Origin of the sequence: Mycobacterium sp. DL440 (assembly GCF_011745145.1) — a bacterium.
Classification (GTDB): domain Bacteria; phylum Actinomycetota; class Actinomycetes; order Mycobacteriales; family Mycobacteriaceae; genus Mycobacterium.
The window spans coordinates 3344448-3364120 of sequence record NZ_CP050191.1; the positions used below are offsets into that span (position 1 = coordinate 3344448).

Consider the following 19673-nt stretch of genomic DNA (forward strand, 5'->3'; position numbering starts at 1 on the left):
ACGCTTCGTAAGACCATGCTGGCGGTCTCGGGCGCCGAGCTGGACGCCGCCCTGGCCGAGCTCGGCTGGGCCGAGATGCTGTCGGACATGCCCGAGGTCGCCTTGCCGCTGGTGTTCCGGCTTCTGGGCGAAACAGGTTCGCACGCCTCAATTCTCAACGATGTTCTGCTGGAGACCATCGGCGGTCTGCCCGGCGGTACCCCGCCGATGCCCTATGCCGGTGGCACCTGGGTGGTCTGGGAGCGCCAGGACAATGCAGCCAGCAGCGCCTCGACATTGGGCGGCCTGCCGCTGCGCCAGGTACCCGACGGCCAGCTGCTCCGCATATCAGAGGCCCGTCGCGCGCTCGGCTGGTGGCTGGTCGGCTCGGCCCGTGCGATGCTCGCGCTGGCCCGACAGCACGCACTGGACCGGGTCCAATTCGGCAAGCCGATCTCGTCCTTCCAGGCTGTGCGGCACCGACTGGCCGAGACGCTGGTGGCCATTGAGGGTGCCGAGGCGACACTGAGCCTGCCCGGCGCCGACAATGTCGATCTGAACTCGCTGCTGGCCAAGGCCGCCGCGGGTAAGGCCGCTCTGACTGCGGCCAAGCACTGCCAACAGGTGCTCGGCGGTATCGGTTTCACCGAGGAGCACGAGCTGCACAACCACGTGAAGCGGGTCCTGGTGCTCGACGGATTACTGGGCAGCTCAAGAGAACTCACCCGCAAGGCCGGCGCCGGGTTGCGTGCCCGCGGGACCGTGCCGCGTCTGGCCCAGCTGTAGCGTTTCTCGCCGCCAACCACCCCTGCCGAACAGACGCGGAGGTACCCCGGAAAGCCGATTTTCGGGTACCGAAGCGTCTGCTCGCGCTAGGGGGTGACAGGCTCGGCGAAGACCGTGGCCGTCGAGCGGCCACGCAGAACCGTCGAGCCGCGCACCACCCAGTGCTCACCTTCGTCCGCGTCGGCGTGGGCCAGGGCGCTGCCCGAACACAACACCGTCGACTCGCGGTCCTTGGCGTGGTCGGCCAGGCGCGCCGCTTCGTTGACGGCGTCACCGATCACGGTGTACTCGTAGCGGTTCTCGGCACCGATGTTTCCCGCGAAAACCGAGCCGCACGAAATGCCCACGCCGAACTCCACATCCGGTAGTCCATGCAGCCGCGGCACCAACGCGCGCGCGGTGGCCAGCGCCGAAGATGCCGGGTTGTCCAGCCGTAGCGGTGCTCCGAAGACGGCCAGCACGGCGTCGCCCTCGAACTTGTTGATCAGGCCGTGATGCCGTTCGACGGTGTCCACCACGATCTTGAAGAACCCGTTGAGCAGCTGCGCCACTTCCTGCGGCGGGCGTGAGGCAGCGAGGACCGTCGAGCCGACCAGATCGACGTAGAGGACGGCGGCCTCGCGGACGTCCCCGGTGACCGCCCCGCCCTGCTGCAGCGCATGGCGGGCCACGTCAACCCCGACGTACCGGCCGAACAGGTCGCGTAACCGGTTCCGTTCGGCCAGGCCGGCCAGCATCCGGTTGAATCCGTATTGGAGTCGGCCGATCTCAGATGACTCATACACCTTGACCGAAACACCGGACCAACCTCGTTCGACCGCTTTCATGGCCAGCACGACCTCCCCGACCGGGTCGGATACCGAACGCGCCACCAGGATCATCGACCGAAGGCCGAAGGCCAGCGAGATGACCGCGAGCACGAGCACCGCGGCCTCGACCGGCGCCGTCTTCTGCACAAACCAGCCGTTGGAGCGTGCCAACACGATCAAGGCGATACCTGCCAGGGGCAGCCCGCTGAACAGGGTCCAGATGGTGATCAGCCGGGCCAGCACGCCGGGCATCCGCACCATCGCGGACGAGGACGCGGTCAGCGACGCGGCCACGATCGGCCGCAACATCCGTTGCGTCACCAGGAATCCCATGCAGGCGGCCGCAACACCGCCGAAGATGATCGCACCACCCATCACGTAGGCCACACCTCCCCCGACATCGAGGTTCAGCAGCGTGTACACGAGCGCGCTCACCGCCCAGGTGGTGAACTGGATGATGGTCTGACGCGGTGCGATACGCATGGCCGCGCGCTGCTGTTGCGGCGTCGGGTCCTGCCCCGCGGCAAACCATTTGAACGTCGGATGGACGTTGACCCAACCGACGACGGTGTCGACGATCGCCGCCGCGACCATCAGCGCGATCAGCGCAACGAGATTCGCCTGGGTCAGCAGCTCGCGCGCATCGCCCACGGTGTTACGGCTCAGCGCCAGCACCACGAGCGTCACCGCAGCCGCCGCGGTCGTCTGCGCGTAGATCTGCCTGGCCGCGTAACTCACGCTGAGCCGGACCGCCCCCATCTCAGAGGCCCAGGCCTACTTGATGTTCTGCTTCATTCCGTCGATATCCATCAGCACCGGCCATCCGCTGACGCTAAGCGCATTGCCGTGCCCGGTCTGGTGAATGTCAAACACCGATTGGATCGCGGCGTAGAAGCCCTGTACGTCGAGGGTCTGGTTGACCGCGCGCTTGGCCTGACGCAAGGCAAATGCCGGCATCTGGGCGATCTGCGCGGCCAGTTCCGCAGCCTGGGCGTCGAGTTCCGCGCGCGGCACCACCCGGTTCACCATGCCGGTGCGCTCCGCCTCCTCGGCCGTCAGCGCCCGGCCGGTGAACAGGATTTCCTTGGCCTTGCGGGCGCCGAGCTCCCAGGTGTGACCGTGGTATTCGACGCCGCCGATACCCATCAGCGCCACCGGATCCGAGAACAGCGCGTCATCCGCGGCCAGGATCAGATCGCACGGCCAACAGAGCAGCAGACCGCCCGAGATGCAGCGTCCCTGCACTGCAGCGATCGACGGCTTGGGCACATTGCGCCACCGCAACGTGTACTCCAGGTAGCGCCGCGACTCGTGCTCGATGAGGAACTCCAGCGTGATCTTGTCGGGGACCGGACCGCCGCCACGCAGGTCATGGCCTGCGGAGAAGTGCTTGCCGTTGGCCCGCAGCACGATCACCTTCACCTCGCGGTCGTCGGCGGCCCTGGTCCAGGCGGCGTCGAGCTCGTCGAGTAGTTCGGGGTTCTGCGCGTTGGCGGCTTCTGGCCGGTTCAGCGTGATCGTCGCGATCGAATCGGCGACGTCGTAGTCGATGTACACGTGTTTCCTTCTGCTTACCGCTGCCACACGACAGCCGTCTTCGCGATGCGGCAGCTACCGGCAGAAAGCGCCCCGGCGGCGCCAATATTTGATGCGAAACCCTTCTTCTCAAAGGACTTCTATAATTCCCATCATGAGAATACTATTCTCACAGTACGAAAGTTACAATCTCCGACACGTTGACCGCGAGGGGGTCTGGCACCACGATGGCAAGGCGTTCTCCGGTACAGTCAGTTCATGTTCTCCCCACTCGACAAGCGTCGGAGCGGCCAGTGACCACTGCTGGCGAAGAGCCCGCTTGGAAGCAACGAGCGGTCGAACGGTCGATCAAAACCGCCAAATTGCGCGCCGCGCAGCGCGTGCAACGTTTCCTGGACGCAGCCCAGGCGATCATCATCGAAAAGGGCAGCACCGACTTCACGGTCCAAGAGGTCGTCGACCGCTCCCGGCAGTCGCTACGGAGCTTCTACCTGCAGTTCGACGGTAAGCACGAGCTTCTGCTGGCGCTGTTCGAGGACGCGCTGAGTCGCTCGGCCGAGCAGATCCGCGCGGCCACCTCCACCCAAGGTGAGCCGATCGAGCGACTCAAGGTCGCCATTCAGCTGCTCTTCGAATCGTCCCGGCCCGATCCTGCCGCCAAGCGTCCGCTGTTCACCGACTTCGCGCCCCGGCTGTTGGTGTCACACCCGTCCGAGGTCAAGGTCGCCCACGCTCCACTGCTGGCCCTGCTCACCGAACTCATGGAGGAAGCCTCCGAGGCCGGCCAGCTGCGCGACGGGATCAACCCGCGGCGGATGGCGGCGATGACCATGCAGACGGTGATGTTCGTCGCGCAATCGAGCGGCGGCACCGACGAGGCGTCGATGCACCCGATCAGCGCCGACGAGGTCTGGGACTTCTGCGCCAATGGATTCGCCGCCAGCTAGTTGAGAATTTCATTCTCCTAGCTAAAGAATTGGCCTCGCCCTCAGGCGTGTGCCCGATCTCCGGACTGACCGATGTCGCGTCGCACATCGGCCGGCCGAGCCATCGAAACCCATCCGTTGCGCTCGATCATCGAGCCGCCACACCTGGAACTGACCACTGTTCATGTCTTCGGCGCCGGCAAGGTCGGCGTTGACGCCGGCGAGCTGCGGCCTGCCCATTCCGCTCGATCAGACGGCGGCAGTGGCCCCGGGACACACCGCGAACCACGCGGTCAACGCGGTGCCCTTCGTCTGCACCGCCGAGACGGGCATCCACTCGACCGTGGTCTGCCGCAGATCGTCGCGACAAAGGGTGTGAGAACTTCATTCTTCTAAGCGAAGAGTACAAATTGCCTGAAACGTATCTGTCGTTGACACAGCGGGCGACCCGGTGACAGAGTTGCTGAGCAGGTGCACAGAATTTCACCGAGTATGCGACAGACACGAAACAGAACTGGGGTAATCAATGACTGGACGGGTGGAAGGCAAGGTCGCGTTCGTCACCGGAGCGGCCCGCGGCCAGGGACGTAGTCACGCACTACGGCTGGCGCAGGAGGGCGCCGACATCATCGCGATCGACATCTGCGGACCGATCCGGCCCGGCGTGGAGACCGCCATCCCGGCCTCCACCTCCGACGACCTGGCCGAGACCGCGAATCTCATCAAGGGGCTCAACCGCCGCGTCGTCACCGCCGAGGTCGACGTCCGCGACGCCGGGGCGATCAAGGCGGCCGTCGACAGCGGTGTCGAGCAGCTCGGTCGCCTCGACATCATCGTGGCCAACGCTGGCATCGGCAACGGCGGCGACGTCCTACACGAGACCAGTCAGTTGGACTGGGACGAGATGATCGACGTCAACCTGTCAGGTGTCTGGAAGTCCGTCAAAGCCGGTGTGCCGCACCTGATCAAGGGTGGCAACGGCGGGTCGATCATCCTGACCAGCTCGGTCGGTGGACTCAAGGCCTACCCGCATTGCGGTAACTACGTTGCCGCCAAGCACGGTGTCGTCGGCCTGATGCGCGGCTTCGCTGTGGAGCTGGGTCAGCACAATATCCGGTGCAACACCGTGCATCCCACGCATGTCGCGACCCCGATGCTCCACAACGACGGCACATTCAAGATGTTCCGGCCGGACCTGGAGAACCCGGGTCCCGACGACATGGCGCCGATCTGCCAGCTGTTCCACACGCTGCCCATCCCGTGGGTCGAGGCTGTGGACATCAGCAACGCCGTGCTGTTCCTGGCCTCCGACGAGGCCCGCTACATCACCGGTGTGACGCTGCCGGTCGACGCGGGTAGCTGCCTCAAGTAGCTCCGGAAACCCTAGCCCGGACCGAGTGCCACCGTCGACGTGAAGCGTCTGCCCGGTGACGTAGCCGGACAGGCTGGAAGCCAGAAAGACTGCTGCCCCGGCGATTTCGTCGACATGACCGGCCCGACCCAGCGGGATGGCATCAGCGATACCCAACGGCGGCCCGTCTGGCGACAGCGCCATGAGTCCCTCGGTGAGGGTGAGGTCGGGCGCGATCGCGTTGACCCGGATCTTGTGCGGTGCAAGCTCGAACGACGCAGTCTGGGTGTAGTTGATCACGCCGGCCTTCGCCGCCGCGTACGCGGCATAGCCGGGGGCCGCGCGCACTCCTTCGATCGACGTGAGATTGATGATGCTGCCGGGCAATTCGTCGGCCACCAACCGACGTGCCACCCGCTGTGTGCACAACAACACATGGCGCAGATTGCTCTTGTACAGGGCGTCCCAACCGTTCTCGCTCGTCTCCAGCAACGGCGAGGCGAACACACCGCCGGCATTGTTGACCAGAATGCGTACCGGCCCCAACTCGGCGGCGGTCTGCGCCAGCGCGGCATCCACCTGCTCGGCGTCGCGCACATCGGTGACGATCCCCAGGGCACCTATCGACGCCGCGGCATCAGCGCAGCTCTCCTGGTTGCGTTCCCAGATCGCTACCGAGGCCCCGAACGCTGCCAGCCCGGCCGCAATACCCCGGCCGATACCGGCGCCGCCGCCGGTGACGACGGCCACCTGACCGGTGAGAAGAATGTCAGAAGGATTGATAGCCATGGCTTTCCACCCTAGCCGGTTCCCGCCGAGCAGACGCCGGAGTACCCGAAGTCCCCACTATTGGGGTGCTTTCACTGAGGGCACCTCCCGCTTGTGAAGTGGTCCCCGAAAGTTGGACTTCATTGCGGGGGACTGCTCGCGCAGAATCAGCGAGAGGCCTTGCGGCGTCCGCCCGGTTCGGTCCCGATCACGCCGTCGGTGGCCAGTGCGGTGATCTCCTCGTCGGACAACCCCAGCTCGGCCAGAAGTTCGTGATTGTGCTCGCCGAGTAGCGGTGCGGCCTGCCGGTGCAGCGCTCGTGGCCCGTTGGCCAGCGAAACAGGCAGCGTGCTGTGTGGTGCGGCGTTGTTGACCGGGTGCCCGACGTGCTCGAAGAACCGCCGGAATCGCAGCTGCGGCAGCTCCAGCTGACGGTGCGGCTGCATCACCTTGGCCACCGGAACACCAGCGGGCCACAGAGTTTCGACGATCTCGTCGCCGCTGCGGGGCAGGCACCAGGCCGCCAGCTCCTCATCGATCAGATCGTGGCGGGCCCGGCGCCCGGCCACGGAACCCAACGCAGGATCCGTCGCCCAGTCCGGTTCCCCGAGCGCCGCACGCAGCGCGGCCCACTGGGCATCGGTGCTGACCGCGATCGCCACCCAGCTGTCGTCGCGGCCAAACTCGTCGATCTCGGTGCTCTGATAGATGTTCTGCGGCGCCGCAGCCGGACCCCGGTTTCCATCGCGCTGCAGCAGCGCCCCGTAGGCCGAGTACTCGATCACCTGCTCGGCGGCGATGTTGAGCGCGGCATCGACCATCGCGGCCTCGACGAGCACCCCCTGCCCGGTGCGACGGCGGTGCTCGAGTGCGAGCATCAATCCCGACAGCGCGTGCACCCCGGCGTTGGGATCACCGATCGAATACGGTTCGAACGGAGTGCGATCCGGGTAACCGGTCAGCCAGCTCAAACCCGAGGCATCCTCGATGATGTAGGCGAATGCCGGGTTGTCCCGCCACGGCCCGTCGAGCCCGAAGCCTGGCATGCGCACCATGATGATGTCTTCGCGCAGCTCCCGCAGCGAATCGAAATCGAGCCCGATCTGTTCGATCACCCTCGGAGTGAAGTTTTCCACCACCACGTCACACGTGGCGATCAGCCGGCGCAACAGATCCCGGCCCTGTTCTGTCTGGAAATCCAGCGTCAGGCTCTTCTTGTTGGTGTTGAGCGCACTGAAGATCGGCGAACGCTCCCACCACTGCTCCACGGTGGCCGGGATACCGGCGATCAACCGGGTGCCGTCCGGGCGCGGAGTCGACTCCAGATGGATCACCTCGGCGCCGAGCATGCCGAGGGGATGGGTGCACGACGGACCGGCCCAGAACGTGGTCATATCGAGCACGCGTAACCCGCTGAACGGCAGCCGATCACCGCTCGGAACACCGGCCGGGACTTCGCGCGGGTTCAGCTCGGCCGCCCGGATCTCCTCGGTGTGCTCGCCGAGGTGCGGAGCCGGTGCCGCCTCCCGCAGCGCCACACCGGACAGCCGGTACGGCGCAGCGGGTTGGGTAAACCCGTACTGCGGATTGCGGATGAACGCGTTCCGCTCCACGAAATGGTCCACGGCGGTGACGTTCTCACCGTTGCCGACCGGCGAGTTCGGGATCCGGAATGCCGCTGCAAGTTCACGGAGGTCTTCCGCACGTTGCTCGCCGATCCATCGATACAACTCCTCGGCATGCAGGTTGGCCTGCTCGGTGATGGTGAGCTCGGAGTTCTCGTCGATCCACTCATCATGGCCCGACATCGCGCACAGATCCCACCACTGCTGGGCGGTCCCGCATCCGAGTGCCACCAGGTCGTCCGCGGCCTGCGCCACCCCGGGAACCGTGGGCCTGCGTTCGCTGCGCCACGGGCGGCCCAGCATCTCGAAGTACGTGACCGGGTAATAGGTCAGGCCCAGGATCTGCGCCTCCAACGCCGACAGGTCCACCAGTTCGCCATGGCCGTCGCGTAGCGCCCGCGCCCGGAACGCCAGGGTCATCGCCGCCGCGTAGGCACCGACCAACCACTCGCCCACCTGGCCGCCGATGGACACCGGCGCGCGGTCCTGCACGCCTCGGCCGATGCCGATCGCGCCGCCGGACCAGGCCTGCAGGGTGAATTCGGTGGCCGCCCGGTCACTCCACGGCCCGTCCAACCCGAACGGCGTGATCGTGGTGACGATCAGATGGGGGTGCCGCCGGAACAGGTCCTCCGGTGCGGCCGTCTGCGCCACAGCCGATTCCGGTGACCAGATGACGGCGTCGGCACCGGCCACCAACCGGTCCAGCAGCTCTCGGTCATCGGAGGCCTCATGATCCACGACCACGCTACGTTTCCCACCCGCCAGGAAAGCGAACAATGCGCCATCCTGGTCCGGACCGATGTGTGCACCCGACGCCGACCAACGGCGCAGCGGATCACCTTCGGACGCTTCGACTTTGATCACGTCGGCGCCTGCGTCGGCGAGGATCTTCGTGGCATAGGCCCCGGCGATTCCGTACGACAGGTCGACGACGGTGTACCCGTCAAGTGGTGCAGTCATATCCGCTCTCTCGCCGAAATCGCATTCCAGCCGGCCGCCACTCGGCCTTTCGCTGCTGGAATGCCATTTCGCCGGCTACTCAGGTTTGGCCCGGTTCTTCTTACTCAACCGGAAATCGGGTGGGAACTTGCTGTCGTTGTCATTCACGGCGGCCGACAGTCCGGAATCGATCGAGTCGAACATGTCCAGGTCGTCATCGCTGTCGTTGGCGACCCCGTTGCCCATCGACTCGAAGAACGCGGACAGCAGGCTGCCCATGTACTCACCCTGCTGCTGTTTGAAGATCTCGAAGAACATCTTCTGCTGAAAGACGGTGTCCACGGGTCGGTTCCGGGTACACGCCAGCGCGTACTTCTGCACTTCAGCTTCCAGTTGGTCGCGGGGCACCACCTTGTTCAGGAAATTGCAGTCATACATCTCGGAGGCGGTGAACGGCCGGCCGGTGAAGACCATCTCCTGGAACTTGCGCAGCCCCATCATCTGGACCCACGTCCACATGCGTGGCCCCCAGCCGTGGTACCGGAACGACGGGTGCCCGAACAAGGCATCGTCGGACGAGATCACCAGATCCGCATCGGCGCACTGATAGAAGTGCCAGCCGTAGCAGTAACCCTTGGCCTCGACGATGCTGATCTTCTTGAAGTCCTGCAGGGCGCGGTTCCCGGCCTGGGAGTTGGCATACCAGGAGCTGATGGTGGCCCCGTTGCGGAAAGTACCCTTCGGAGGGTAGGTCACCTCCCCCACGCCGTCGTCCTCGAGCCGCAACTCCGCCAGCCGCACCGCCGGGTTGTCGTTGCCTTCCATGAACTCCGGCAGATCCGCCCCGCTGCCCAGGTTGTCCCCGACTCCGCGGATGATCACCACCTTGACGTCGTTGTCGGCGTTGGCTGCCCGCAACACGTCGGCGTAGCGCAGCCGGGCCATCGACGTCGGTGCGTTGAGGAACTCCGGCCGGTTGAACGTGATGGTGGCGATCTTGGTCTTGGGGTCCTTCTCGTAGAGAATGATCTCCTCCGGACTGGGCCGCTCAGGCATGTGTCGCCTCACTGTCTGACGGGGCGTGGGTCAGCACCTCGGGGCCGTCGGCACCGACCACGACGGCATCGCGGGTGAACACCGCGCCGACACCGTGCTCCCACACGTAGCCAGTCACGGCGAGGACCATGCCCTCCTCGAGGATGTCGGCCTCGGCGGTCGCCCGCAGGCTCGGGGACACCACCGGCGGGTCGAATCCCAACCCGAGCCCGTGCGCCACCGGCATCGCCGGTACCGGTTCGCCGGCCTGGTCGTACGCATCGAGCAACGCACTGGTCGGCTTACCGGCGCGGCAGGCGTCACGCAGCCTGTCCCACAGGTCATCCCGTCGCCGGTACAGCGATCGAACCGCATCCGTCGATTCCCCTACGTAAACCGTGCGCGCGACCTCCGCGACGTAGCCGTCTGCGAGCACACCCGCAGACAGGGCCACCAGGTCGCCCTCGCTCACTCGACCGTCGCCTTCGGCACGACGCCACGGATGGTCCTTCGAGGTGACCCATGCGGCGTCCTGCGTGGCTGGGGTGCTCACCCCGCCGGCGGCTTCGGCCTCCAATATCGCACCGGCAAGGCTCTTCTCGGTGGTTCCCGGAACCAGCTCGGCTACGCCTTTGGCCAGGCCCTCTTCGGCGACCACCAACGCACGGCGCAGTGCCGAGATCTCCTCACGCGTCTTGACGCGACGCGCAGCCCGCATCGCCTGCTCACCGTCGACCAGCTCTGCGTTGGGGAAGGCCATCGGCAGCAACTTGGCGAACGTCGGTGTCAGAGCATCTGTTCCGATGCGCCACGCCGAATCGGAGCCCTTGATGTTGCGGAGCACATCAACCAGAGTCATCGGGTTCCACGCGAAGCCGTACAGGTTCTCGTGCGGGATTTCCTCGGGGATGCCCTCGTCCCACGTGCTGTTCAGGTGGATTTCACCCGTCGAGCGGACGAACGTGCAGATCGGCCCGAACGGCCTGGTACCCACCACCCACAGCTGTGGGGCGCCGGAGATGTACCGAACGTTGGCCTGTCGGCCGAGTACCAGCGCATCGAGGTCATGGGCCTCCATCTGTGCGATGGCGCGTTCTCGACGGCTGACGCGCAGCGCCCGGCCATCGGCCTCGATTTCAGTTCCCACGGGACACCTCATAGGGGTCGTACGGATATGCGGTCAGCGGCATCCAGCCACCCTCGGTTACCACCACGATCTCCTCGCCGCGATAGCCGCCGGTGCCGTCCTCCCAGACCACCGGCTCGAACACCAGCAACATGCCTTCCGGGAAGACGAAGTTGTCGTCCCACTCCTGGCCGAGATCCGTTCCGATCATCGGCATTTCAGCTGCGCTGGTACCGATGCCGTGCCCCAGGTAGAAGTGTGGCAACCAGGGCTTCTGGCCGCCGCCGGCCGCGGTCGCCGCCCGACCGAGGTCACCACAGGTGGCACCGGCCTTGGTCACCGAGAGCACCGCGTCGACGATGCGGCTCCACTTGTCGAATTGCTCCTGTTGGGCAGGCGTCGGATCCTGACCGACGATCCACGTACGCCCGTGGTCGGAACAGTAGCCGTGGTAGGCGATGGACACGTCGGTCCACAGCACATCGCCCCGCTGCAACTCGCGCTCGGTGGTCAGCAGGGGCAATGCGAGGTCGCCGGTGGTGGTCCAGCGGCCCTCCGCCTTCGACGCGGGCATGACCTGCCAGATCGAGTCGAACATGTTGGTGGTGGCACCCAGTTCGAAAGTGCGGCGCACGAATTCGGCGGACAGATCGATCTGGCGCACACCGGGAGCCAATGACTTGTGAATCTCGGCGACGGCTTGTTCGGTGATCTGACAAGCCCGGCGGACACAGGCGATCTGGTCAATGGTCTTGACGAGTTTCGCCGCACCGATCACCGGGGCGGCATCGACCGGTGCGCTGGGGAACAGTGCGCTGCCGGCCAGCCGCATCGCCCCGGTCAACTCGTCGGTCGCGATCGTCGCACCAGCGGCCACCAACCTGGCCAGAACCTTCGCGAATTCCGCTACGCCCTCGTCGAATTCGAGATAGACCGGACCGTGCAGGTGGTCATCGGGCAGTTCTGTTTCCATGGCCACGCCCTCACGGAACGGCAGGAACAGGTGCGGGTGTTCGTCGTCGGCCAGCACGACCGCGATCGGCCGCTCGACGTGCGACAGTCCCGCGTCGGCCAGCGGCCAGGCGATGCCGGTGGCGTACATGACGTTGCTGTTGCCGAGCAGTACGAGCGCGTCGACACCCTGGTCGGCCATTGCGGCGTGCAGACGCACGCCGACCTCGCGACGCATCCGGGCGAGGTCAGGCTCCTCGGGTATGTCGAGCGGGGTGAAGCCGGTCCGGGCGATCTGCGTGACACCCGAATGAGTCGAAGTGGTCATCGCAGCCCCAGGAACTTCTGGATGTTGGTGGACACGATCTTGACGGCGTTCTCCGGGCCGACCGCGTCCACCACCGTGGCCAGGGACTTTTCCGAGTAGCCGAAGGTGGATTCATTGTGCGGATAGTCGCTGGACCACATCACGTTGTCGACGCCGATCTCATCGATGAGCCGCAGGCCGAGCGGATCGACCATGAACGAGGCGGCCATGTGCTGGTCCCAATAGTGCCGGACCGGGTGCTGCAGTTCGTGGTTGAACATGTGCCGGTAGGAGGCCAGCATGTGCTCGGCGTCCTGTAACGCCGTCGGCACCCAGGCGATTCCACCTTCGAACCAGCCGATCTTGAGGCTCGGATGCCGATCCAGGATTCCGGAGAATACGTACTTGGCGAACTGCTCACGGAAGGAGTCGACGTTGACCATCATGCCGACCACGACGCTGTTGTTCTGGCACGGGGTCTTGGGCGGGGTCTCTCCGATGTGGTGGCTGACCGGCAGGCCGGCGGCCTCGATCTCGTCCCAGACCGCGTCCATCTCGGTGCTGCCGTAGTCGTAGATGTTGCCCTCGTCGTCCTTGCCCGGGTTCAGCGGCAACAGGAACGTCTTGAGTCCCAGCGATTTCAGCTGCTCGAGGGTACTGCGGGTGCCGGCCGGATCCCACCAGTTGATCAACCCGACCCCGTAGAAATGGCCATTGCTGTTGTCCTGAAGTTCGGCCATCACCTCGTTGTAGATGCGGAACACCCGCTCACGAATCCCCTTGTCCGGGTAGTGAAACAGAGCGAGCACGGCGTTGGGGAAGGCGAGCTCCCTGTCGATACCGTCTTCTTTGAGCTCGCGGATGCGGGCCGCGATGTTGTTGGACGCCGCACCGGCCAGATCGTCGTACTGCATGAGCACCCGACCGAAATCGCCGCCCGTCCAGGCTTTGCCCTTCATCCCGACCATGTAGGCGCCGTCCTCGTACCAGATGCGAGGGGCGGCACCTTTGAGGTCGTCGGGGAAACGCTCGTAGAAGATGTCGTCGGCCACCGAGATGTGATTGTCGGCCGAGAAGATCGTGGTGCCTCGTGGAAGGTTGGCAAGTCCGTCCGCTGAGGCGTGGCCGCGGCGATTCTTCGGTGCACCAAAACCTTCCGGCGGATAGAGGGTCGTCGAAGCAGTCATGGGTGGTACTCCAATCAGGGCTGTCGGTTACCAGGTCACGGGAAGTTCGTAGACGCCGTAGGCGAGGCGGTCGTGCTTGAACGGCACCTCATCGAACGGGATGCCCAGCTGCATCGTCGGAATGCGGCGCAGCAAGGTGTGGAAGACGATCTGCAGTTCGGCGCGCGCCAACTGCTGTCCGACGCACTGGTGGCGGCCGTAGCCGAAGCCCAATTGCTGTCCGGCATCCCGGCTGAGGTCCAGCTTGTCGGGCTCCGGATAGGCCTTTGCATCCCAGTTGGCCGGGGCCAGGTCGATGATGACGCCGTCACCGGCCTTGATGGTCTCACCGCTGATCTCGATGTCCTCGGTGGCGATGCGGCGCTGGCCGTTCTGGATGATCGACAGGTAGCGCATCAACTCTTCGCACGCGTTGGCGATGACCTTCGGATCCTCGGTGTTGCGCAGGAAGTCGGCCTGCTCAGGATTCTCCAGTAGCGCCAGGATGCCGATGCCGATGACGTTCGCCGTCGTCTCGTGTCCGGCGATCAGCAGACCGGTGCCGAGCTGGGCGGCTTCCTTGACGCTGATCTCGCCGGCGGTCACCCGCTCGGCCAGATCCGACACCGCATCCTCGGCAGGATCGGCCTGCTTCTTCTCGATCAAGTCGATCAGATACTGGTGCAGGCTCATCGCGCCCTTCTGCATGGCGTCCGCGGCAGCGTAGCGGGCCAGGCCGGCATTGGCGTGCTCCTGGAAGAACTCGTGGTCTTCGTAAGGAACACCGAGCATCTCGCTGATCACCACGGTGGGTACCGGCAGTGCGAGTTCGGCGACCATGTCGGCCGGCTTCGGACCGGCCAGAATCTTGTCGATGCACTCGTCGGTGACCTTCTGGATGGCTGACCGCAGGCCCTCGACACGCTTGAACGTGAAGGGCCTGGACAGCATCCGGCGGAACCGGGTGTGCTCCTCGGCATCGGAGGTGAACACCGAGCGCGGCCGCTTGTCGACGGTGGAGAGCATGTGCTCGTTCCAGTGCGGGAAACCCGAGATCCGGTCGTCGACGCTGATTCGGGAGTCGGAGAACAGCGCGCGGGCCTCTTCGTGGCCGGTGATCAGCCAGGGCGTACTGCCATTCCAGATCTTCACGCGGAACAGGCCTTTGGGGCTTCCCAACATGGGCGGCGGCGGCGCGAACGGGCACCGCACGTCGCGTTCCATCGGGTAGTCGGGGATGTCGGTGGTGGTCACGGAGTCGGCAAGGGCTTCAGACATTCGGTGTCATTCCTCGATCTCGATGGCTAGGGCTGGGCAGGCCGCTGCGGCGCGGCGGGCATTGTCGGTTTGGTCCGGGTCGGGGGCAGGATCGAGTAGGACCACGACGCCGTCGTCGTCGCGCTGGTCGAATACCTCGCCGGCGTTCAGTACGCACTGCCCCGACGAGACGCACTTGTCCTGGTCGACAGTGACTTTCATATGAGGTCGCTTTCTTGAGTAACCGGCGCCATCCAGAGGCCGACGATTGCGTCGATCAGTCCCGATGCCGCGCCCTGCCAGGACGCCCGCGGCACGTTGCCGCCCTGCGCCATCGCACGTTCACGATCGGCGGCACTGTGCATCAACAGGTTGCGCGCCATGATGTTTCTTTCCGCCCGGATCTCGTCGGGCAGGTCGGGTAGGCAGTTGTTCATGCCGTCGATGACCTGGACCAGGGACGGCGAACTCAGGGCGTCGCGGACCACGATGTTGTGGTAGGCAGGATCGGTCATGACCTGGGCGGCGAACCTGGCGTACCAGGTCGGGTTCCCCAGCGCCGCAAGGTGATCGGTGAGCGGCTGCACCAGGCAGGCGACCCAGTCCCGTAGTCCCGACGCGTCACCGGTGTCGGCGATCATCTGCTCACGCAGGTCTTCGATCGGGCCGCGGTGCTTGTGCTCGATCGCGCGGACCAGGTCGGTCTTGGTGCCGAAGTGGTAGCCGACCGCGGCGTTGTTGCCCTGCCCGGCAGCCTCGCTCACCTGCCGGTTGGACACCGCGAACACACCATGCTCGGCGTACAGCCGCTCGGCCGCCTTGAGGATCGCCTCCTGGGTGCTGCTGGCTCGGTCGGCGCGAGCGGTCCGATTGGCTGCTGTCACCGTTACAGTCAACGCCCTCGCTGTAATTAAGTCAAGCAGTTGATTTAAATCTGTCCGCGGCCGGTCGACACCTGCCCGCCGGCTCGCCGAAACCACGCTTTTTGGCTGGGTAACCGGGTTTTTCGGCCAGAAAACCTAGTGTCGGCGCCGGAGCTTACGGCTTGGGCTTGCGGACGATGACCTTGCCCGCGACGGTGCCCCCGTCGATCGGCAGCACGGTACCCGTCACGTACCGCGCCCGGTCGGTGGCGAAGTAGAGCGCCGCCTCGGCCACGTCCTCGACCGTTCCCTCCCGCTTGAGCGGGCGGTCGTTGCGCATCTGGGCGCGGATCCCGGCTTCGAACTCTTCGATGCGCTCACGCTCATCGGGGGAGGCCGACTTGGCCACGATCGCCGTACGGATATTTCCCGGCGCGATGGCGTTGACCCGGATCTCGTGATGGGCCAATTCGATTGCCGCGGACTTGGTGAACTGGATGACCGCGGCCTTCGACGCGCGATACGTCATCACACCGCCGCCGGCCTGGATCCCGCCGATCGAGGTCAGGTTGAGGATCGATCCGCCGCCGTGCTCGGACATGTACCGCGCAGCATCGCGGGTGCCGGCCATCGCTGCACGGACATTGACCCGCATTACGGTGTCGAAATCGGCGAGATCGTCGTCGAGGAAGCGACGGTGCATCCGGCCCGAGACCCCGGCGTTGTTGACCATGACGTCCAGGCCACCGAACGTTTCCACCGCGCCCGACACCAGACGGCCGACCTGCTCGACTTCGCCGACATCGGTGAACAGGAACCGGGCGTTCTCGCCGAGCTCGTCGGCCAGTGCCTTGCCCCGATCCTCGTCGATGTCACCGATCATCACCTGGGCGCCCTCGGCCGCGAATCGGCGCACCAGACCTTCGCCGAGACCCGAGGCCCCGCCGGTGACCACTGTGACTTTTCCGGCCAGCTCGTTACTCATTGCACCTCTTTCAGGAATTCCAGCAGCACCGCGGTGAGCGCGGCGGGCTGTTCGATCTGCGGGCAGTGGCCCGCTCCGTCGATCACTGCGCTCCGGGCGCCCGCGATCTGGCCGGCGATTTCGGCGGCCCATCCGGACGGCAGCAGCTTGTCACGATCCCCCTCGATGATCATGGTCGGCACACCGATGCGGTCATATGCCCGTTGCGACGACGGCAACGCCGGCGCTTCCAGGCCGGGCCGCCGAAACCGGGCCGCGGCCAAGGTTTCCCAGGCCCCCGGCGCGATGCTCGACGCGTACCGCCGCTGCACATAAGCCCCATCGGCCGGATAGGCCGGATCGGCGAACAGTGCGGTGACGATGCGTCGCATCCCGTCCAGCGTGGCGTCATAGTCGTACAACGCCGCCGAATGCTCGTTGCGCTGGATCTCCCCTCCCCCGCAGATCGCGACCAGCGACAGCATGGGGAGCCGGGGCGCATCCGAGGTCGCGTCGACCAGCAGATTGATCGCGCCCATCGAGTTCCCGACGAAATGCGCTGAGGCGACCCCGAGTTCGGCGCAGAACCGGGCAATGTGCCGGATCCGCATGCCCCGGCCGTCGTTGAAGTCGATGACCTTGGCGCTGCCACCGAATCCGAGCATGTCCGGGGCGAGTACCCGGTAGTGCCCGGCGAGCGTGTCGATGGCCCGCTCCCAACTCAGTTCGGCACTGACACCGAACTCACCACCGTGCAGCAGGACGACGGGGTCACCTACACCTGCCTCGAGGTAGCTGGTGGTCAGGCCGTCGACGTCGATGGTCTTGCGGGCGAACGCGTGCTGAGCCGTCATTGGGCCGCTCCTTTGGATCGACGGAAGGTCAGTAGCTGGGTGGCCAGCATGTCGAGTTGGCCGCGCACCGGCCCATCGGCCAATTCGCCTGCCTCGTCCCAGATCTGATCGGCGGAGTTGATCGCCACCCCGAGTGGCGTCGGCCAGGCCCTCAGCGCGTGACCGATCGAGCGTAACTGCCCCAGCGTCCCCACCGCGGCCTGCCAGCCGTAGGCACAGCTGATGCAACCCCACGGGGTGTTGTCCAGGTACACCCGAGGGTCCTCCCGTAGATCCTCGATGTAGTCCAGCGCGTTCTTCACCAGACCCGAGATCGCACCGTGGTATCCGGGCGAGCCCACCACCACGGCGTCAGCGTCCCGTAGCGCGGAGACGAACTCCAGCGCCGCGGGTGTGCGTTCCAACGAATGTGGGGCATACATCGGCAGTTCCAGGTCCGGCCCGGCGAACATCCGGGTTCGGCCCCCTTGCCTCTCCACTGACTCCAGGCAGTACCGCACCACCCGCTCGGTCGACGAGTTCGCGCGAAGGGTGCCGCCGAGCCCGACCACGAACGGGACCTTCTCAGCTGTCGTCATCGTTCCTCACTTGATGGCAATGGGATTCACCGGCGATCCGACGGCTCCGGTCACCCGCAGCGGCGGGGCGATGAGCTGGAACTCGTAGACGCCATCGGCCGCACAGTCGGCGGCCAGCGCGCCCAGGTCCCAGTACTCGCCGAGCATCAGGCCCATGTCGCGCAGGCAGAGCATGTGCATCGGCAGGAACGTGCCCTTGACGCCGTTGGCCGGGTCAGGGTCCTCGACCATCAGGTTGTCGGCGGCGACCGCGGCCACCTGGTGGTCGTGCAGCCACGAGGCACAGCGCCAGTCCAGTCCCGATCCGGGCTCAGCCCCGTCTCCGTTGGCCAAAAACCTTGTCCACCAGCCGGTGTGCACCGCCACGATGTCACCGGCGGTGATGGCCACGCCCTGCGCCCTGGCCACCTCGTCGAGTTCGGCCGGGGTGATCGGATTGCCCGGTTCCAGGAACTGCCCGGCACCCCGGTGGCGGACCACGTCCAGCAGTACCCCGCGCGAGGTGATGCCCTTGCTGTCCACCTTGTCGATGCCGCAGTGGAAGGCACCGAAGCTCGTGACCGAATCGGCCGGAAAGCCGTTGTACAGCTTGTCCTCGTAGTAGACGTGGCTCAGCGCATCCCACTGCGTGGCCGCTTGCAGCGGCATGACGATCATGTCGTCGTTGAAGCGGAACGGATTGTCCACAAAGAACCCGCTGACCTCGTGGGCCACCGAATTGCGCAGCCACTGCGGGCCATACTGCGCCAGCGTGTGAGCGTCCCCGCCGTCGACCGTCATCACATGCGTCGGGTTCTGCCGGAACTGGAACGCCCCTTGCGGGCCGGCTGACGAGAAGTCAACCCCGAGCGCGAAGACCTTGCCCTGCTTGGCCAGCGACGCCCCCTGCGCGACCTTCTCGGCGGTGATCAGGTTCAGGGTGCCGAGTTCGTCGGCATCGCCCCAGCGGCCCCAGTTACGCACATCGTCGGCGACCTTGCGGAAGTCGCGCATCGTCCCGGCCACGCTCAGCTCCTCTGCCCTTCGTCTGCAGTGTCCTCTACAGGATCGACCAACGCCGACTCCCGCTGGGCGAGAATGCCGCCATCGGCCCAGATCACCTGCCCGGTCACGTAACTGGCCGCCGCGCTGCCCAGGAATGCCAGCACCGCAGCCTGTTCGGCGGCTTCGGACTTGCGGCCCAGCGGAGTGGTGAACGAATCGAAGAACCGCTTCCCGTACGCCGTGCGCAACTGGTCGAGGATCGGCGTCTCGGTGACCCCCGGTGCCGTGCAGTTGATCCGGATCCCGCGAGCGCCGAGTTCGGTGGCCCGGAACATCGTGTAGAGAATCGTCGCCTCCTTGGACAACCGGTAGCCCCCGTCGGCCAGCGCCTCGGGATTGTCAGCGCACCACCGCAGTCCCTCGTCCACCGACCGGGTTTTGACCAACCCCACCGTGGTCGCCCGGTTTTCGCGGTAGCCCGACGCCGCCAGCGAGGACACCGAGGTGATCGATCCACCCGCTGGGATGCGGCCCTCCAACGCCTCGGCGAATTGCCGGGTGCCCAGGAAGTTGATCCGCACCACCAACAACGGATTGCCGATGCCCGACGACACCCCGGCCACGTTGAACAGGGCGTCCACCGGCGCGTCGACCGCGCCGGCAGCCCGGTCGACGGACGCCGGGTCCGCCAGGTCCAGTTCGATGAAGGTGTCGGGCAGGTGATCGGGTGGCCGGATGTCCAGGCCCGTCACCCGGGCGCCGAGTTCTCCCAGCGCACGAGTGACCTCGGCGCCGATGCCCGACCCGCAGCCGGTGACCACAACGTGTTTACCGTCGTAGCGCACCAGCTCATCGAGAGAGGTCAC

The 19673-nt window shown here is 65.8% G+C and carries 18 protein-coding genes and 1 pseudogene; 3 read left to right on the forward strand and 16 right to left on the reverse strand.

Annotation, left to right across the window (positions count from 1 at the left end; all coding sequences use genetic code 11):
• Positions 1-15 precede the first annotated feature (15 nt).
• Positions 16-765 (forward strand): acyl-CoA dehydrogenase family protein, encoded by a 750-nt coding sequence (locus HBE63_RS16090; RefSeq protein ID WP_371815034.1) that lies wholly within the window; start codon positions 16-18, stop codon positions 763-765.
• A gap of 86 nt (positions 766-851) precedes the next feature.
• Here the strand turns inward: HBE63_RS16090 and HBE63_RS16095 are convergent, their stop codons facing one another.
• Both HBE63_RS16095 and HBE63_RS16100 read right to left on the reverse strand, forming a co-directional pair.
• Positions 852-2333, reverse strand: coding sequence for an adenylate/guanylate cyclase domain-containing protein (locus HBE63_RS16095; protein ID WP_166905630.1), 1482 nt, complete (start codon positions 2331-2333; stop codon positions 852-854).
• Between the two features lie 15 nt (positions 2334-2348).
• Positions 2349-3131 carry an enoyl-CoA hydratase gene (locus tag HBE63_RS16100; protein ID WP_166905631.1) on the reverse strand — a complete coding sequence of 261 codons (783 nt, stop codon included), beginning with the start codon at positions 3129-3131 and terminating at the stop codon, positions 2349-2351.
• 206 nt (positions 3132-3337) lie between these two features.
• Here HBE63_RS16100 and HBE63_RS16105 point away from each other — a divergent pair, with 206 nt between their 5' ends.
• Complete coding sequence (locus tag HBE63_RS16105; protein WP_166905632.1) at positions 3338-4057, forward strand: TetR/AcrR family transcriptional regulator; 720 nt, start codon at positions 3338-3340, stop codon at positions 4055-4057.
• A 505-nt stretch (positions 4058-4562) separates the two neighbouring features.
• Entirely contained in the window at positions 4563-5408 is an 846-nt protein-coding gene (locus HBE63_RS16110) for a mycofactocin-coupled SDR family oxidoreductase (RefSeq protein ID WP_166905633.1), read from the forward strand.
• A 6-nt stretch (positions 5409-5414) separates the two neighbouring features.
• On the opposite strand, the pseudogene HBE63_RS16115 reads toward HBE63_RS16110, so the two are convergent.
• From HBE63_RS16115 to HBE63_RS16180, 14 genes and pseudogenes are all read right to left on the reverse strand, one after another.
• Positions 5415-6176, reverse strand: a pseudogene (locus tag HBE63_RS16115) (SDR family NAD(P)-dependent oxidoreductase); the annotation flags it as partial.
• A gap of 146 nt (positions 6177-6322) precedes the next feature.
• Entirely contained in the window at positions 6323-8743 is a 2421-nt protein-coding gene (locus tag HBE63_RS16120; protein WP_166905634.1) for a CaiB/BaiF CoA-transferase family protein, read from the reverse strand.
• Positions 8744-8818: 75 nt separating this feature from the next.
• Positions 8819-9778 (reverse strand): enoyl-CoA hydratase/isomerase family protein, encoded by a 960-nt coding sequence (locus HBE63_RS16125; RefSeq protein ID WP_166905635.1) that lies wholly within the window; start codon positions 9776-9778, stop codon positions 8819-8821.
• On the reverse strand, positions 9771-10904 hold the full coding sequence (locus HBE63_RS16130) for a Xaa-Pro peptidase family protein (RefSeq protein WP_166905636.1): 1134 nt from the start codon (positions 10902-10904) through the stop codon (positions 9771-9773). Before HBE63_RS16130 ends, HBE63_RS16125 begins: the two co-directional genes overlap by 8 nt.
• Positions 10894-12162, reverse strand: coding sequence for a Xaa-Pro peptidase family protein (locus tag HBE63_RS16135; protein ID WP_166905637.1), 1269 nt, complete (start codon positions 12160-12162; stop codon positions 10894-10896). Before HBE63_RS16135 ends, HBE63_RS16130 begins: the two co-directional genes overlap by 11 nt.
• Positions 12159-13328, reverse strand: a complete 1170-nt coding sequence (locus HBE63_RS16140) for an amidohydrolase family protein (protein ID WP_166905638.1) — start codon at positions 13326-13328, stop codon at positions 12159-12161. Before HBE63_RS16140 ends, HBE63_RS16135 begins: the two co-directional genes overlap by 4 nt.
• Before the next feature lie 27 nt (positions 13329-13355).
• Positions 13356-14585, reverse strand: a complete 1230-nt coding sequence (locus HBE63_RS16145; protein ID WP_166905639.1) for a cytochrome P450 — start codon at positions 14583-14585, stop codon at positions 13356-13358.
• Between the two features lie 6 nt (positions 14586-14591).
• Positions 14592-14786 (reverse strand): ferredoxin, encoded by a 195-nt coding sequence (locus HBE63_RS16150; protein WP_166905640.1) that lies wholly within the window; start codon positions 14784-14786, stop codon positions 14592-14594.
• On the reverse strand, positions 14783-15448 hold the full coding sequence (locus HBE63_RS16155) for a TetR family transcriptional regulator (RefSeq protein WP_208301142.1): 666 nt from the start codon (positions 15446-15448) through the stop codon (positions 14783-14785). The genes HBE63_RS16150 and HBE63_RS16155 overlap by 4 nt, the downstream gene beginning before the upstream one ends.
• A 154-nt stretch (positions 15449-15602) precedes the next feature.
• Complete coding sequence (locus HBE63_RS16160) at positions 15603-16412, reverse strand: SDR family NAD(P)-dependent oxidoreductase (RefSeq protein ID WP_166905641.1); 810 nt, start codon at positions 16410-16412, stop codon at positions 15603-15605.
• Entirely contained in the window at positions 16409-17245 is an 837-nt protein-coding gene (locus HBE63_RS16165) for an alpha/beta fold hydrolase (protein WP_166905642.1), read from the reverse strand. Before HBE63_RS16165 ends, HBE63_RS16160 begins: the two co-directional genes overlap by 4 nt.
• Positions 17242-17823: an NADPH-dependent FMN reductase gene (locus HBE63_RS16170; protein WP_166905643.1), complete on the reverse strand. Its 582-nt coding sequence runs from the start codon at positions 17821-17823 to the stop codon at positions 17242-17244. Before HBE63_RS16170 ends, HBE63_RS16165 begins: the two co-directional genes overlap by 4 nt.
• A 6-nt stretch (positions 17824-17829) precedes the next feature.
• The gene (locus HBE63_RS16175) at positions 17830-18816 is read right to left on the reverse strand and encodes a cyclase family protein (protein WP_208301464.1); all 987 of its coding nucleotides are present in this window, start codon (positions 18814-18816) and stop codon (positions 17830-17832) included.
• Positions 18817-18830: 14 nt separating this feature from the next.
• Positions 18831-19673 (reverse strand): coniferyl-alcohol dehydrogenase, encoded by an 843-nt coding sequence (locus HBE63_RS16180; RefSeq protein ID WP_166905645.1) that lies wholly within the window; start codon positions 19671-19673, stop codon positions 18831-18833.

Bases quoted from the DNA above. Each gene is read 5' to 3' on its own strand.
- HBE63_RS16090 (WP_371815034.1), top strand. From the start codon at position 16: ATGCTGGCGGTCTCGGGCGCCGAGCTGGACGCCGCCCTGGCCGAGCTC.
- HBE63_RS16095 (WP_166905630.1), bottom strand. From the start codon at position 2,333: ATGGGGGCGGTCCGGCTCAGCGTGAGTTACGCGGCCAGGCAGATCTAC.
- HBE63_RS16105 (WP_166905632.1), top strand. From the start codon at position 3,338: ATGGCAAGGCGTTCTCCGGTACAGTCAGTTCATGTTCTCCCCACTCGA.
- HBE63_RS16110 (WP_166905633.1), top strand. From the start codon at position 4,563: ATGACTGGACGGGTGGAAGGCAAGGTCGCGTTCGTCACCGGAGCGGCC.
- HBE63_RS16120 (WP_166905634.1), bottom strand. From the start codon at position 8,743: ATGACTGCACCACTTGACGGGTACACCGTCGTCGACCTGTCGTACGGA.
- HBE63_RS16125 (WP_166905635.1), bottom strand. From the start codon at position 9,778: ATGCCTGAGCGGCCCAGTCCGGAGGAGATCATTCTCTACGAGAAGGAC.
- HBE63_RS16135 (WP_166905637.1), bottom strand. From the start codon at position 12,162: ATGACCACTTCGACTCATTCGGGTGTCACGCAGATCGCCCGGACCGGC.
- HBE63_RS16140 (WP_166905638.1), bottom strand. From the start codon at position 13,328: ATGACTGCTTCGACGACCCTCTATCCGCCGGAAGGTTTTGGTGCACCG.
- HBE63_RS16145 (WP_166905639.1), bottom strand. From the start codon at position 14,585: ATGTCTGAAGCCCTTGCCGACTCCGTGACCACCACCGACATCCCCGAC.
- HBE63_RS16150 (WP_166905640.1), bottom strand. From the start codon at position 14,786: ATGAAAGTCACTGTCGACCAGGACAAGTGCGTCTCGTCGGGGCAGTGC.
- HBE63_RS16160 (WP_166905641.1), bottom strand. From the start codon at position 16,412: ATGAGTAACGAGCTGGCCGGAAAAGTCACAGTGGTCACCGGCGGGGCC.
- HBE63_RS16165 (WP_166905642.1), bottom strand. From the start codon at position 17,245: ATGACGGCTCAGCACGCGTTCGCCCGCAAGACCATCGACGTCGACGGC.
- HBE63_RS16170 (WP_166905643.1), bottom strand. From the start codon at position 17,823: ATGACGACAGCTGAGAAGGTCCCGTTCGTGGTCGGGCTCGGCGGCACC.
- HBE63_RS16175 (WP_208301464.1), bottom strand. From the start codon at position 18,816: ATGCGCGACTTCCGCAAGGTCGCCGACGATGTGCGTAACTGGGGCCGC.